At 47.7% G+C, this 14,059-nt stretch carries 12 protein-coding genes; 3 read left to right on the top strand and 9 right to left on the bottom strand.

Going from position 1 to position 14,059, the window contains the following annotated elements:
* Positions 1-236 precede the first annotated feature (236 nt).
* Positions 237-806: a DNA-directed RNA polymerase subunit delta gene (rpoE, locus tag NST33_RS00615; protein ID WP_221824826.1), complete on the bottom strand. Its 570-nt coding sequence runs from the start codon at positions 804-806 to the stop codon at positions 237-239.
* A gap of 462 nt (positions 807-1,268) precedes the next feature.
* Between rpoE and NST33_RS00610 the strand changes: the two genes are divergently transcribed.
* Complete coding sequence (locus tag NST33_RS00610; RefSeq protein ID WP_221824824.1) at positions 1,269-2,423, top strand: S8 family peptidase; 1,155 nt, start codon at positions 1,269-1,271, stop codon at positions 2,421-2,423.
* 288 nt (positions 2,424-2,711) lie between these two features.
* On the opposite strand, the gene argS is transcribed toward NST33_RS00610, so the two are convergent.
* The 5 genes from argS to NST33_RS00585 all read right to left on the bottom strand — a co-directional run bounded on the left by argS (position 2,712) and on the right by NST33_RS00585 (position 8,235).
* On the bottom strand, positions 2,712-4,391 hold the full coding sequence (gene argS, locus NST33_RS00605; protein WP_221824822.1) for an arginine--tRNA ligase: 1,680 nt from the start codon (positions 4,389-4,391) through the stop codon (positions 2,712-2,714).
* Positions 4,388-4,813, bottom strand: a complete 426-nt coding sequence (locus tag NST33_RS00600) for a DUF1934 domain-containing protein (RefSeq protein WP_017691299.1) — start codon at positions 4,811-4,813, stop codon at positions 4,388-4,390. Before NST33_RS00600 ends, argS begins: the two co-directional genes overlap by 4 nt.
* A gap of 265 nt (positions 4,814-5,078) precedes the next feature.
* Positions 5,079-5,348, bottom strand: coding sequence for a DUF6171 family protein (locus NST33_RS00595; protein ID WP_237178610.1), 270 nt, complete (start codon positions 5,346-5,348; stop codon positions 5,079-5,081).
* Positions 5,348-6,829 (bottom strand): alpha-N-arabinofuranosidase, encoded by a 1,482-nt coding sequence (locus NST33_RS00590; protein ID WP_339181074.1) that lies wholly within the window; start codon positions 6,827-6,829, stop codon positions 5,348-5,350. The genes NST33_RS00595 and NST33_RS00590 overlap by 1 nt, the downstream gene beginning before the upstream one ends.
* A 218-nt stretch (positions 6,830-7,047) precedes the next feature.
* On the bottom strand, positions 7,048-8,235 hold the full coding sequence (locus tag NST33_RS00585; RefSeq protein WP_339306407.1) for a hypothetical protein: 1,188 nt from the start codon (positions 8,233-8,235) through the stop codon (positions 7,048-7,050).
* Between the two features lie 392 nt (positions 8,236-8,627).
* Here NST33_RS00585 and NST33_RS00580 point away from each other — a divergent pair, with 392 nt between their 5' ends.
* Positions 8,628-8,759 carry a hypothetical protein gene (locus NST33_RS00580; protein WP_017691304.1) on the top strand — a complete coding sequence of 44 codons (132 nt, stop codon included), beginning with the start codon at positions 8,628-8,630 and terminating at the stop codon, positions 8,757-8,759.
* Positions 8,760-9,066: 307 nt separating this feature from the next.
* Here the strand turns inward: NST33_RS00580 and speB are convergent, their stop codons facing one another.
* Both speB and speE read right to left on the bottom strand, forming a co-directional pair.
* A complete protein-coding gene (gene speB, locus NST33_RS00575; protein ID WP_237178613.1) occupies positions 9,067-9,936 on the bottom strand; it encodes an agmatinase in 870 nt (289 codons plus the stop codon).
* A 15-nt stretch (positions 9,937-9,951) separates the two neighbouring features.
* Positions 9,952-10,779 (bottom strand): polyamine aminopropyltransferase, encoded by an 828-nt coding sequence (gene speE, locus NST33_RS00570; RefSeq protein WP_017691306.1) that lies wholly within the window; start codon positions 10,777-10,779, stop codon positions 9,952-9,954.
* A gap of 412 nt (positions 10,780-11,191) precedes the next feature.
* Here speE and NST33_RS00565 point away from each other — a divergent pair, with 412 nt between their 5' ends.
* Positions 11,192-13,270: a PBP1A family penicillin-binding protein gene (locus tag NST33_RS00565; protein ID WP_339306405.1), complete on the top strand. Its 2,079-nt coding sequence runs from the start codon at positions 11,192-11,194 to the stop codon at positions 13,268-13,270.
* A 202-nt stretch (positions 13,271-13,472) separates the two neighbouring features.
* Here NST33_RS00565 and NST33_RS00560 read toward each other — a convergent pair whose 3' ends face one another.
* A complete protein-coding gene (locus NST33_RS00560) occupies positions 13,473-13,976 on the bottom strand; it encodes a YwhD family protein (protein ID WP_017691308.1) in 504 nt (167 codons plus the stop codon).
* Positions 13,977-14,059: the final 83 nt, after the last annotated feature.

Genomic DNA, 14,059 nt, shown 5'->3' with positions numbered 1-14,059 from the left:
TACAAAAACGGGCCACGAAATGTTGGCCGGGAGCATGTGGAATTGAAAACATTTTGCAAAATTATGCCTCTAAAAATACAAAAAAAAGTACTCCCGCAGGACGGGGCACCTTCTATAAAAAACATAAATATATTGTCGCTCATTCATAAGCCCATGCAATAGTTTACCCGTTACCCCGTCTGCTGTCAAGGCTGACTATTCCGGGGAAACGGGTAAATTATAGACGTCAAAAATGACTACCGATTATCAGAATCGTCGTCAAATTCATCCTCGTTTTCGGACTCTTCTTCGTCTTCTTCGAGGTCTTCATCTTCCAGATCATCATCTTCAACCAGCACTTCTTCTTCGCTGTCTTCTTCGTCAAAGATGTCATCTTCGTCTTCATCTTCTTCGTCTTCTTCTTCTTCTTCTTTATCCGTGCTGTCGAAGTCTTCATCACTGTTATAGCTGTCTTCTTCACCGAAGTCTTCATCTTCCAGATCATCGTCTTCATCGTTGATGATACGCGGACGCTTCGCACCCGTCATGGAATCTTCTGTTCCAGCTACCGGATACCAGCGCTTCAAGCCCCACAGACTTGTACCGACGCAAGCAAAACGGCCATCGATATTAATCTCGGTATATAGCTGGGCGATAAACTCGTTGATTTCTTCATCAGTCATTCCGCGCTGCTTCGCTACCTCATTCATCAAGTCACGATAGTAATACGGCGTATTAGCCGCTTTCAGCACCATAAAGGCAAGGTCCACCAAAGGGATCTCTTTTACCTTTTCTTTATCAATTTTCAAATTGAGCGAGGTACTCACTGCAGACACTTCCTCTCACACAAAATTCACTTTTTAACCCCTACGAACTGGACTGTTACGTATAACATATCCATTAACAAACCTAAGTAAAACCTATTTAGCGTTAAAAAGCAAGTTTTTATGTACGGATGTGACGCAAATGCGGAGAGCAGCAACAATATGTCCATATATTAAACGTGAAGTGGCATCGATCCCACAGAAATATCCTCTATTGCCAAAGAGACAACTCCATCATAAAAAAGACGGAGTCCCCTCCGCCTTCTGACTGTATACCCTTGGAGGATTACTCCTCACCAGGTTCCCCGCAAGAGCCCTCTAGCTCTCCATCCATCATATGTCTCTGCGCCCGTTTTGACACGAAGAGAATGTGTTTTTGTAAAAAAAGGGCAAGTTCCCCATGCGGCGGGATGAGCGCATTCATAGAATACCTCAGCATGTTCATCCCGAAGGGGGCTGCCCATTATGGACTATACTGGTTTATTGCATCAATTGATTGACGGAATGCGACGCCCTGAACCAGAACAAGGAGGGCGATATTTGATCCGATTTGCCAAACCGCAGCAGTACGAGGCCTGTCTCGTAGAATTGTCCCGAATGCGGAATGAATTCACCGATCTTGGGGTTGTCCGTTCCTCGCGACTGGCTCGTTCCATTATCGCTCCAGTCCAACGCCCGGAGGACCTATACCGCTATGGGGATGAGATTACAATTGAAGCAGACGTACCCATCTCCCTCCATGCCACCGCACTCCACAGCAAACCAAGCAATGCCCAGGGCATACCCTGGGGAGTGAAGCAGATTCGGGCGCCCAAAGTATGGTCTGTTTCTACCGGACACCGGATTAAAATCGGTGTGATTGATACAGGTGCTGATTATCACCATCCTGATCTTCGTTATTCCCTGGCACGCGGAATCAATCTGTTAAACCGCAGCCTGCTTCCTCATGATGATAACGGACACGGTACCCACATTGCAGGGACTATCGCTGCTGCCAACAGTACCGCAGGCATGATTGGTGTAGCGCCACGCTCCCTGATCTATCCAGTAAAAGCATTTGACCACAACGGATCGGCTTATGTATCCGATATTGTACTTGGCATCGACTGGTGTGTGCGCAACAAGGTCGATATCATCAATATGAGCTTTGGCATGAAAACACGCAGCAAGGCGCTTCTTGACGTTGTCAATCGTGCGTACCATGCTGGAATCGTTATTGTTGCTTCGTCAGGAAATGACGGCAAACGCCGCAGTATTGATTACCCTGCACGGTATCCCCAGACCATATCTGTTGGGGCAACTGACAAAAACAGACGTATTGCATCCTTCAGCAATCGTGGCGCATATGTGGATGTCTATGCACCCGGTGATAAAATTGTCTCCTCCTGGGTACAAGGCAAACATCACGAGATGAGCGGCACATCCATGGCGACGTCCCATGTGAGTGGCGCTATCGCCTTGCTGCTCTCCAAACATCCGGGGTTATCCCCTAGTGAAATCAAGACACTCGTCAAACGTGCTACGATCCCGCTGCGCGCCCGCAAGACCACCACCGCAAAAAGCAAGGTGCGCGGTGGTGAGATTGATGCCCTGAAGCTAATGCAAGAGGGCGGTGAGTGAGCCAGCTCTGTCAGCCGTCAGCAGAACTTGATTGAGGCTCGTGGCGAAACGCAGTAGCCCGGCCCAGGCAGTACGCACGAGGGAGTATTACGTAGCGGCTGAGACCCTAGATTACGCCTGCTATGATGTCAGGGCAGGCTAGTGTGCCTTGGATGGGTCAGGCATTCCGTTTTCTTCAACTCAGGGTACACAACAAAAAAAGTCTCCATGTACCACGTTGAAGGCACTCAACGTGGACATGGAGACTTTTTGCCTTAGGCAGAGCGGGATAGGCCGCGAGCCTGGAATTTACATTTTGTCAGGAGCGGTCACGCCTACCAGACGAAGCGCTGTTGCGATAACGGTACGTACAGCACCGATCAGTGCCAGACGTGCTTGAGTTTGCTGCGCATCTTCCGTAATGACACGTTCTGCACGGTAGTAGCTGTGGAACAGGGATGCCAGCTCGTATACATAACGGATGATACGATGAGGCGCATATCCTGTTGCTGCTGCCGAGATTTCCTCAGGCAGCTCTCCCATTTTGCGGAGAAGGTCATACTCGTGCTCTGTTGTCAGCTTGGACAGGTCAATCTGTGCCAGTGGCAACAGCTCAATACCCTGTTCTTCAGCCTGACGATATACGCTGCATACACGGGCATGCGCATATTGTACGTAGAATACCGGATTCTCATTGGATGTCGAAATCGCAAGGTCCATGTCAAAGTCCAGATGGGAGTCCATACTGCGCATTGTGAAGAAGTAACGGATGGCATCAATGCCGACTTCATCCATCAGATCTTCCATCGTTACAGCTTTACCTGTCCGTTTGGACATCTTCACTTTTTCACCGTTCTGGAACAAGCTCACCATCTGTGCAATCAAGACCACCAGTTTCTCAGGGTCATTGCCCAGTGCTTGCATCGCGGCTTTCATCCGTGGAATATATCCATGGTGATCGGCACCCCAGATGTTAATCATCGTGTCGTATCCACGAGCATATTTGTCGCGGTGATAAGCAATATCTGGTGTCAGATAAGTATACGTGCCATCGTTCTTGATCAATACACGTTCTTTGTCGTCACCGTACTGCATCGTTTTCAACCAAGTTGCTCCATCTTGCTCATAGATCTCATTGCGGTCACGCAATTCATCAAGTACTCGCAGCACTTCTCCGTTGTCATACAGGGAAGTTTCGCTGAACCAGATGTCAAAGTTAACACGGAAGCGATTCAAGTCACGTTTGATCTTGTCCAGTTCCTTCTCCAGGCCAAAGTCACGGAAATAAGCCGCACGGTCACCCGGATGCATGGACAGCAATTCGTCACCCTTTTCAGCAACAAGTTGCTTGGCGAATCCTTTGATATCTTCACCGTGATAACCGTCTTCAGGCATCTCAGCATCCTGACCCAGCTCTTGCAGATAACGAGCTTCAATGGAACGAGCCAGATTAAACACCTGATTACCTGCATCATTAATGTAGTATTCACGGGTTACATCATATCCTGCGTAGTCAAGGATGTTACATAGTGCATCACCTACAGCTGCTCCACGGGCATGGCCCAGATGCAAACTGCCTGTCGGATTGGCACTGACAAACTCCATCTCGACTTTGCGTCCTTCTCCGATGTTAATTCTTCCGTAGTCTTCACCCTGCTCCTGCACAAGCGCAAGTACTGGGTAAAGGTAACTCTTGTCCAATTTGAAGTTGATGAATCCTGGACCAGCAATCTCAGCCTTCTCGATTCCGGCTTCTGCCAGATTCAGATTGGCAATGATCTCTTCAGCAATCTGACGCGGATTGCGCTTGGCAATCTTGGTCAGCTGCATGGCAGCATTGGTTGCCAAGTCCCCATGTGTTTTCTCGCGCGGCACTTCCAATGTGATGGCTGGCAATTCCTCCTGCGTAACAATTCCGGCCGTCACAATGGCGTTGCCGATGGCCGTGCTTACCCGTTCGTTAATCGTATCTAGTGGATTACGTGTCATGAAATTGGTTCCTCCTGTATATGCAAACTAATCGCGAAATGTCCGGATTCTTCATCAAAGCGGTAAAAGTCGTAGCTCCACGCTGCGCGTGCGCTCAATCCCTGAATGGAAAGTTCCAGCTTCTGTGTATGCGTGGACAGGGCAAACGACATGTATGGTGATCGGTAGAAACCAGGAAGCTTCCGATTCAACTCAAAAGTCTGCTCCGATTCCACCTCACCGTGACGTATAATCTTGATGGATTGTCCGCCCAACTTCAATGTTGTACGGGTTGTACCTCCCTCAGGTCCAACCTGCGGTTCTTCATAACGAACATAAAGAACGGACCCTTTTAACACAGCTTCACCCTGCATTTCCTGCAGCACATCTTCACCTTCATAACGGCTGTGCAGCCGGATGTGTACCGGTCGCATGTTCGACATGAATGTTAACCTCCATTATATTCGAGGCGACGCAAAATCAGGCACGGCTGGTGAGAACAGCCCTTCCCGTATTGTTGTGTCGCTATACGCGCTCATATTCCCGGATAGCTCGCTATCCTACACTCTACTGTATAACTATATCCAGTTCCCTCGCTCAATTCAAATCCAAATTCAGAGTTTTTTCCTCATCAAGCCAAAAAAGAAGAGCCGCACCTGTAAAGTGCAACTCCCTTTTGCTTCATTATAATAAGATTCGTTCATCCGATCAGGCCCATTGCGATTCATAAGGAAAAGGACATGTTGACTCACTCAGCTTCGCTCGTACCTGTACGAGACAACCACAATGCCGACAAGTTGTGCCATATTGCAATCCCGGACAAGCAGAGCAGATGGAGAGCCGACGTTCATATTCCTCATCCTGTACCGTCGGACGCGAACGCGAGGCAATCTCCACAAGTCTGGCCATTTTGGCATCGCTAATCTTCACATCGTACTGATCATTACAGCCCTTGCAAGGTTCCTGCCTTTTCATCATTAACCCTCGACAGCGATGACCCCAACCGATGCTGGTGGAAGGACAAAACGCAAGGTGTTATTCTCCAGTGTGAGTCCTTCCCACGCCACAGGCTGAACTCGGTTCGGCTGTTCAAAGGTATTGAATGCACCAAAATCAGTATGGTGCAGAATCTGCCCGGTTACTTTAGCGGCTTGAGCTGCGTCCAGCTGGCATACAACTTCCAACTCATCCGTGTGGCTAAGATTACAAGCCGTCACGTGAATGACCCCATCCTTGTTGCGGGAGGCTGACAAGCTGAGCTGAGGAATGGTTTCTTCTCCGAAGGTATACCCAGGGCTTTCATAATTCAAATCCAGTCGCTGCGCATCCATATGAACCTGATACATATCAAATACATGATACGTAGGGGTCAGGAGCATTTTGTCCCCTTCCGTGAGCACAAGCGATTGAAGCACATTGACGATCTGCGCAAGATTTGCCATGTGTACCCGTTTATTATGTTGGTTGAAAATATTCAGATTAACACCTGCAAGCACAGCGTCCCGCATCGTGTTCTGTTGATATAGGAATCCTGGATTGGTTCCCGGCTCAACGTTATACCACGTACCCCATTCATCCACAATAATGCCGACTCTGCCCTCTGGATCATATTTGTCCATAATCTCGGAGTGCTTCACCAGTAATTCATCCATATGGAGCGTTTTTTTCAAGGTGGTAAACCATTCAGCTTCACCAAATCCTGTAGCTGCGCCTTTATCATTCCACTCTCCTGTAGGGATAGTGTAATAATGAAGACTGATTCCATCCATAAAGCGAGCAGCCTCCCGCATCAGGACTTCCATCCATTCATAGTTACCTTCGTTCGGTCCGCAAGCGATTTTATAAATCTCGTTTCCGGAATAGTTACGTACATATGTAGCATACCGGCGATATTCATCCGCATAATATTCAGGGCGCATATTGCCGCCGCATCCCCAGTTCTCATTTCCCACGCCAAAATACTTCATTTTCCACGGTTCTTCCCTACCATTACTCTTACGCCAGTTCGCCATCGGGGATTCGCCGTCAAATGTGATGTACTCCACCCATTCCTGCATCTCCTGCACTGTACCGCTACCCAGATTGCCACTAATATATGGCTCCGTGCCGAGCAACTCACATAATCTCAAGAATTCATGTGTACCAAAGTGATTGTTCTCTTCCACACCGCCCCAGTGTGTATTGATCATACGAGCACGCTCACTCTTCGGACCTACACCATCTTTCCAGTGATATTCATCGGCAAAACAACCGCCTGGCCAGCGAAGTACTGGAATATTAAGCTTCTGCAAGGCCGTTAATACATCATTTCGAATCCCATCCGTATTCGGAATAGGTGAATCTTCTCCTACCCACAGCCCCTCATAAATACAACGTCCCAAGTGTTCGGAAAAGTGACCATATATATTGCGATTTATTAATCCTTTATCAGAATCCGCCTTTAAAATAACATCAACCATAATTTCAACCTCCATATAATCTATTGTTATCGCTTACAATAACTCGTTTTGAAGTAGGTTTCAACCGTTTTTATTTCTACACAAACAAGCCTCTTCCTGTGTAATTGATTAGGAAGAGGCTTGTTTGTTATAGAAATTCATACGGAGACATGCCAAATTGATTATCATTCATTTCTAATTTGGATTTGCCCCGTTGTTATTTCAGAATAACAGGGTATTTAATCCTGCTCTGAAGGCAACAACATTTTTTGTGTCCACGTTGTTCCACCATCTTTAGTCTGATAGATCGCAGGGGAGTTACCACTTGTTACTACGAGCCACCCCGTCTTGGCCGATGGGAACGAGATACGGGAACTGTACCCCGGATCTTTCAAGTCAACGTTTTTCCACGTGGAACCTGTATCATAAGAACGTCCAATACCCACTTTGCCAGCTGCGGGTGAACCTGCAGACAGATAAGCCGTCTGATTACCAATCAACGCCATGTTGCCGGGATGTCCACCCGGGTTGGCTGGTCCGTTTCCTTTGCCCGTACTGTTTGTACCTGGTGCAGGACCTCCCCCTGCTGTGGATTGTGCAAATACTTGGGTCCATTTCTTGCCTTGATTACCGCTCGCATAGAGGGAGTATGATTGTTGGGACATGCCTGCATCACCATACAGAAGAGCCCATACTTGCTGGCCATGTGCATACAGATCCGCTCCGCTCCATGTGTCTGAGACAACTCGAAGAGAGGTTGCCCAGTTTTTGCCGCCATCACTCGTTTGCTTCAGATGATATCCCGATCCAGGTACAACCACGACGGCATACCCTTGTTTCTCTGTTGCAAAGGCAGCTGCACGCGTGTTGGCAGGTGTATTCATTTTACTCCAGGTTACCCCGCCATCCTTCGTCTGATATGCACCATTATAGGTGTAACCGTAACCTACATCTTTATTGCGAAAATCGATTCGTTTGAATTGAATGCCCGGCGTATCAAGCCTCGTCCAGTGCGATCCGCCATCATTGGTACGGATCAGATAAGCTGCAGGTGAATTTTTCACTTGTGCCAACGCATATCCATTCACATTATTCGGAAAATCAAGCTGTGTGAATTGCCACTGCCCGGTATATATGGACTGCCACGTACATCCTGCATTCGAGGTACCGATCAGGAAGCCTTCACCCCCAGCTCGTCCGGTCGTATCATTAAGAAAATCAATGTCAGTAAACTGCAGGTGTTGCTCTTCCACACCGCTCCCCTTTTTCAATGTAGCAGATAGTCCATGATCTCCCTTTCCACATGCCTGTGAGGATGCAGCGTTAGCACCTGATAGCGTATGTACCGGTCCCATCCCCCAAGCCAGTGTTAACGATAATGCGAGTGCACCAATCCGTTTCCATGTCATTGTACTCTTGGTTGTCATCGTAACACCTCCTTCTATGGTTTTACCCAAATTTGATGGTTCTAACGTAACAATCTGATTAACCCCGATGACAACTCCGTAAGAAAAAAACCACCTTTACCCATGATTGGATCATGTAGGCAAGGGTGGTTGATTACTAAACGTTGTGTACTCTAAGTTAAATGGGAAATGTCCTGATACCAAGGATAACAAAACTGATACTTAAGAAAAGGCATAAATATTAAGATGGAGTCATGCCAAGGCAGGAAACCTGCATATGCGAGCTATACTAACACAAGCAAAAAATGGTAGAGACAAGGGAACATACGTGCTATAATTAATGTTATGGACTTTTGAATATCGGTGGATGTTTTTCAGACCACGGCGCAGCTTCCCGAAAGGGGGTGACGTCGATGGTCAAACTTGTGGCGTTACTTGATGTAATCCGATGGATTGCTGCGATCCTCAGTATTGTACTGAGTGGGCGAAAGCTTTACCGTTGGTTACGCAAAAAGTTTCGTAGCAAGCGAAAACCCACCTCATAAGGTCGGAAGCCTGACGGTGGGTTTCGCTTGAATAGCATTATTTAGTTCATGCGCGCCGTGGCAATCCACAGCCTTCGGGTCCTAAGAGTCTTTACCGTTGGTAGCGGTAAAGGCTCTTTTTAGTATATGACCGAACCCGATCACCATATACTTCACGAATGTAATATATCAATTAATATACTACTGAATACTTATGTAGTCAGTATAGCACAGCTCTGTCCAAAAGTTAACAATACAAAAACGCTCTCCCCTGCGCAAATTTGAAACCGCGCAGACAGAGAGCGTTATACTTATCGATCATTCTATGTTATTTCACGAATCCAAGCAGCATTTCACGGATCAGCTTCGCAGCTACAATCTGTGTCTGTTGTGTTGGATCATAGATTGGTGCAACTTCAACCAAGTCACAACCAACGACATTCACATCAGATCCTGCGATCATATGAACGGCTTCCAGCAGTTCCTTGGACGTAATGCCGCCCGCTTCTGCCGTACCTGTTCCTGGTGCTGCTGATGGATCAAGCACATCGATGTCGATAGTTACGTATACCGGACGATTGCCCATCTTCGGAAGAGCTTCCTTCATCGGAGCTGCCACTTCAAATGGATAGAAGTTGATGTTCTCGCGACCGTACTGGAACTCCTCACGGGAGCCGGAACGGATACCGAACTGATAGATGTTTTTGCCACCCATCAACTCAGCTGCTTTACGCACTGGTGTGGAGTGGGACAATGGCTCGCCTTCATAGTTTTCACGAAGGTCAGCGTGTGCATCAATATGAATCAGGATAAGATCCGGGTATTTCTTGTACATCTGTTGGATGACTGGCCAAGTAACCAGATGCTCGCCACCGAGACCCACTGGGAATTTGTCGTCAGCGAGCAGACTGCCGATGTATTCATGAATTACCTCAAGGCTACGTCCCGCGTTACCGAAAGGTAAGAGCAGGTCTCCAGCGTCAAAGTATGTCATGTCTACAATGCTTTTGTCGAGATATGGGCTGTACTCTTCAAGTCCAACCGATGCCTGACGGATATGAGATGGGCCGAAACGGGAACCCGGACGGAAGCTGACGGTGTAATCCATCGGCATGCCATAGATAACCGCTTTGGAGTTCTCATAATCCTCAGAGCTGCAAATAAATACGTTTCCTGAATAAGCTTGATCCAGTTTCATTAATGATTTCCCCTTTTATTTCGTTAAATCTTCCACGAATTTAGGAAGTACAAATGCTGCTTTGTGCAGACGCGGAGAGTAATACTTGGTATCCATCTCCGGGATTTGAGTCTCATCCACTTCAAGCGGGTCATGTTTCTTGCTACCCATGGTGAATGTCCACAAACCACTTGGATAGGTTGGAATATTACAGCCGTACACATGTACGATCGGGAAGATTTCTTTGACGTCTTTGTTCACCTTCTGGATCAGATCCGCCTTGAACCAAGGGTTGTCCGTTTGGGCAACGAAGATTCCGTCTTCTTTCAATGCTTCGTAGATGCCTTGATAGAACCCACGCTCAAACAATGGCGCAGCCGGGCCTACAGGCTCCGTCGAGTCTACGATGATCACATCGTATTCATTTTTATGTTCAATAATATGCATGTAGCCGTCGTTTACGAGCACTTCAACATTAGGCTCGTCCAACTTTCCGGCGATTTCAGGCAAATATTTTTTGGAGTATTCAATGACTTTACCGTCAATTTCGACGAGAACTGCTTTTTCTACAGCTGCATGTTTAATGACTTCACGAATGACTCCGCCATCGCCACCACCGACAACCAGAACTTTTTTCGGATTCGGGTGAGTGTTCAGCGCAGGGTGTGCCGCCATTTCGTGATATACGAATTCGTCTTTTACAGTCGTCATCACCATGCCATCAAGAAGCAACATGTTACCGAATTCTTCGGTCTCTACCATGGCCAAATCTTGAAAATCCGTTTTCTCTGTAACATAGGTCTGCTTAATCTTCGCGGTGATCCCGAATACCGGGGTCTGTTTCTCCGTAAACCACAATTCCATAATCTCTACCTTCTTTCCGTAAAGTTAATGATCAGCCATACCCGACCAAGTGCTGTGCACTATAATCGGTTCGCCCAAGCACGTCCAGCGTTCGGCGCCATATCGCGTTATCATTGCTGGCCTGCGGGAAAGGTCCGCGGTTCACTTCATTATATAGATTAAATTGACCAGAGCGTGCAGAGCGTCTGACTAATCAATGAATCAATGACCATTCGTCTGTTCGTCCTTACGCGCTTTAGTATCTTGTGCCGAATCTTACCTTTTCATTACCCTTTTGCATTATACGCGATTGACGTTTATACTGCAAAACGGTTTTTAAGGCGAAAATGCTACATTTTGTTCGCTTATGCACCCGATTGAATATCCCTGCCAATCAAGTCCCATACTGGAAGAAAAGAGAGGAGCCCGTTCCATGACCAAGCCAAATCAAAAGACCCGCAAACGCGGGTTCCCTGTACGAAAATTCATTAAAAACCTGTCTCTGCTCGCCGTGCTCGCTATACTTGCTACCGCTGCAGGATTAGTCTATCTATACGCAACCAGCCTGCCCCTCGCAGACTCTGACCGGAATTCCAGATTACTGGACAGTCAAGGTGAAGTCATCGCTACCTTCTCCGCAGGTGGCAAAGACTCTGTACCCGTTCAACTGGAGGATATAGCTCCAGATCTGGTCAATGCCACTCTGGCTGTAGAGGACCGCAAATTCTATAATCACTACGGGTTCGACGTCCAAGGGATGGGACGGGCTGTGCTCGTTAACCTCGAACATATGCAGATGTCGCAGGGTGCGAGTACATTGACTCAACAGCTGGCGCGTAACCTGTATCTGTCTCATGAGAAAACATGGACTCGCAAAGCCAAGGAAGCCATGTACACGGCGCAATTGGAGATGAAATACAGCAAGGATGGAATTTTGCAGATGTATCTAAACGAAATCTATTATGGGCATGGTGCGTACGGAATTGAAGCGGCTTCACGAATGTATTTTGGCAAATCAGCCAAACAGCTGGATCTTGCAGAGAGCGCCATGCTGGCAGGAATCCCGAAAGGACCTACCTACTATTCACCCTATAACCATATGAAGAATGCCAAAGACCGGCAGAAGATTGTGCTGAATGCCATGGCGGATATCGGCAAGATCACCCAGGCTGAAGCCGATAAGGCCTATGAGAAAATGCTTTCGTTCAAACCGGAAAGTGAGCGTAAAACAGTGGAAAGTGCCCCGTATTTCCGTGACTATATCCGGAGTCTGGCCATCAAAGAGCTGGGAATCAGTGAAGCGATGCTGGATCATGGGGGATTAAATATCTACACCACCCTGGATCTGCGTGTACAAAAAGCGGCTGAAGATGCTGTAGCAAAAGGTATGGATGCCAAAAGCGAGCTGGAGACAGCTCTCGTGTCCATCGACCCTCGTACGGGCTACATCAAAGCCATGGTAGGCGGCAAGAATTACCGGACCAATCAGATTAACCATGTACTGGCGACCACACGCCAGCCAGGTTCGGCGTTTAAACCCATTATGTATCTGGCAGCCCTGGAATCCAAGCAACTCACCAGCGCATCCATATTTAACAGTGAACCTACCCTGTTTCACTATGACAATGACCGCAAAACCTATAAACCCGGCAACTTTGGAGACAAGTATCTGGGTGAGATTGATCTAAGACAGGCGATCGCCGCTTCAGACAATATCTATGCGGTGAACACCATTATGCAGATCGGTCCTGAACAGGTTGTGAGTATGGCGAAAAACCTTGGCATTACAAGCAACCTGAGCGCCGTACCTTCTCTTGCACTGGGAACGTCACCTGTCAGTCCGCTGGAGATGGCGTCAGCCTTTTCCGTCATTGCTGCTGGTGGACAACGGACGCCACCTGTCGCCATTCTGCAAGTAACAGATGCCGCAGGACGTGTACTCTATGAATCGCCTCAAACCAAAGCTGAGACCGTCGTGGAACCTGCAGCAGCTTATGTCCTGACTCGTTTAATGGAAAGTGTCTTCGAAAATGGGGGAACGGGTAACCGGGTGTCTAAGGCGATCAAACGTCCGGTTGCCGGAAAGACGGGAACGACCAATACGGATGCCTGGCTGGTTGGGTTCACACCCGAGCTCTCCACCGCTGTATGGGTTGGGTACGACCAAGGCAAAGCCATCTCGACTTCGGATGGGCGCCGGGCAGCGCCGATCTTTGCCCAGTTCACAGAGCAGGCACTTGCGAGCGTACCACCCAAAATTTTCACCGTGCCTGATCATGTTGTAAGTGTCTATATCGACCCTGAATCCGGCAAACTGGCAGGCAACGGCTGTGAAGAGAAACGATTGGAAGTCTTTATTGATGGCACTGAACCAAAAGAGGTCTGTCATGGTACGACGGATGATTCGGATTCTGGAGAAGATGAGAAGACCCGTCAGGTACAGAATCAACAAGGCATACAGGAAGAGAAACATTCCTGGTGGGGAGATTTCAAACGTTGGTGGGTAGAATGACGCAAATGCGCTATGACTTAGTTGCGTCACCTATAACCCCTGATTATATTGAACAATTGGAAATTCACTTTGGATGAAAAACTCATAATTATTCAGATCGATGAATACGATCATTTCACAAGCAAAAGACCCCCAACCGAACTTTCCGGTCAAGGGGCCTTTTGCTTTTTTTGCTTTTATACTTTGTTGAAAATGATCTGCCTTAGGCGAGTGCTTCCTTCAATACATCTGGAGAAGCATTCCACCAGTCTTCGTTGTGTGAGATCAGCAGTGTCTTAAGTGCAGCTCGAGCTTCAGGTCCAAGCTCATCCAGCATGAAGCGACGCTTCAAGGCATAATCCATGCGATTCACATGTTCCGCCAACAGTTTCCATCCGCGTCTTGCTTCCGTATCAATCCACATCTCACATGCCGTTGCTCCACCATACAGTTGGCCTTCCTCCGTGCGATCGACAGCTACCCACACCAGCCATACCTGGCGTCCGTTGGGCACATCCTCACGATTGGTAGAGAACTTGATATTGCGTTCCACTTTGCTCTTCGCATGCATCGCACCAATATCGATTTTGGCTTCGCCATTATCAATAATGACCGGGGAAAGGTTATTCAGTTCAATGGAGCCTGCACCGAAGCCTTTATGCTTGCTTTTTGCACTAACGATATTCAAGGCAATCTGTTTTTTGCCGTTTTGCTCGTTTTGGTCCATGTTTATAGCCTCCAAGGGTTGATACAAATATTTTAACTAATAATTGCCCCATTGCAAACATATACATGCTGTAGATGCTTGTC

Source organism: Paenibacillus sp. FSL L8-0435, assembly GCF_037965655.1.
Lineage (GTDB): Bacteria > Bacillota > Bacilli > Paenibacillales > Paenibacillaceae > Paenibacillus.
The sequence above is the reverse complement of the archived record's forward strand: the minus strand, read 5'-3'. Positions and strand labels throughout refer to the sequence as shown.

Excerpts from the sequence above, each read along its gene's own strand:
- NST33_RS00610 (WP_221824824.1), top strand. The coding sequence starts at position 1,269 with ATGGACTATACTGGTTTATTGCATCAATTGATTGACGGAATGCGACGC.
- argS (WP_221824822.1), bottom strand. The coding sequence starts at position 4,391 with ATGACACGTAATCCACTAGATACGATTAACGAACGGGTAAGCACGGCC.
- NST33_RS00600 (WP_017691299.1), bottom strand. The coding sequence starts at position 4,813 with ATGTCGAACATGCGACCGGTACACATCCGGCTGCACAGCCGTTATGAA.
- NST33_RS00595 (WP_237178610.1), bottom strand. The coding sequence starts at position 5,348 with ATGATGAAAAGGCAGGAACCTTGCAAGGGCTGTAATGATCAGTACGAT.
- NST33_RS00590 (WP_339181074.1), bottom strand. The coding sequence starts at position 6,829 with ATGGTTGATGTTATTTTAAAGGCGGATTCTGATAAAGGATTAATAAAT.
- NST33_RS00585 (WP_339306407.1), bottom strand. The coding sequence starts at position 8,235 with ATGACAACCAAGAGTACAATGACATGGAAACGGATTGGTGCACTCGCA.
- NST33_RS00580 (WP_017691304.1), top strand. The coding sequence starts at position 8,628 with ATGGTCAAACTTGTGGCGTTACTTGATGTAATCCGATGGATTGCTGCG.
- speB (WP_237178613.1), bottom strand. The coding sequence starts at position 9,936 with ATGAAACTGGATCAAGCTTATTCAGGAAACGTATTTATTTGCAGCTCT.
- speE (WP_017691306.1), bottom strand. The coding sequence starts at position 10,779 with ATGGAATTGTGGTTTACGGAGAAACAGACCCCGGTATTCGGGATCACC.
- NST33_RS00565 (WP_339306405.1), top strand. The coding sequence starts at position 11,192 with ATGACCAAGCCAAATCAAAAGACCCGCAAACGCGGGTTCCCTGTACGA.
- NST33_RS00560 (WP_017691308.1), bottom strand. The coding sequence starts at position 13,976 with ATGGACCAAAACGAGCAAAACGGCAAAAAACAGATTGCCTTGAATATC.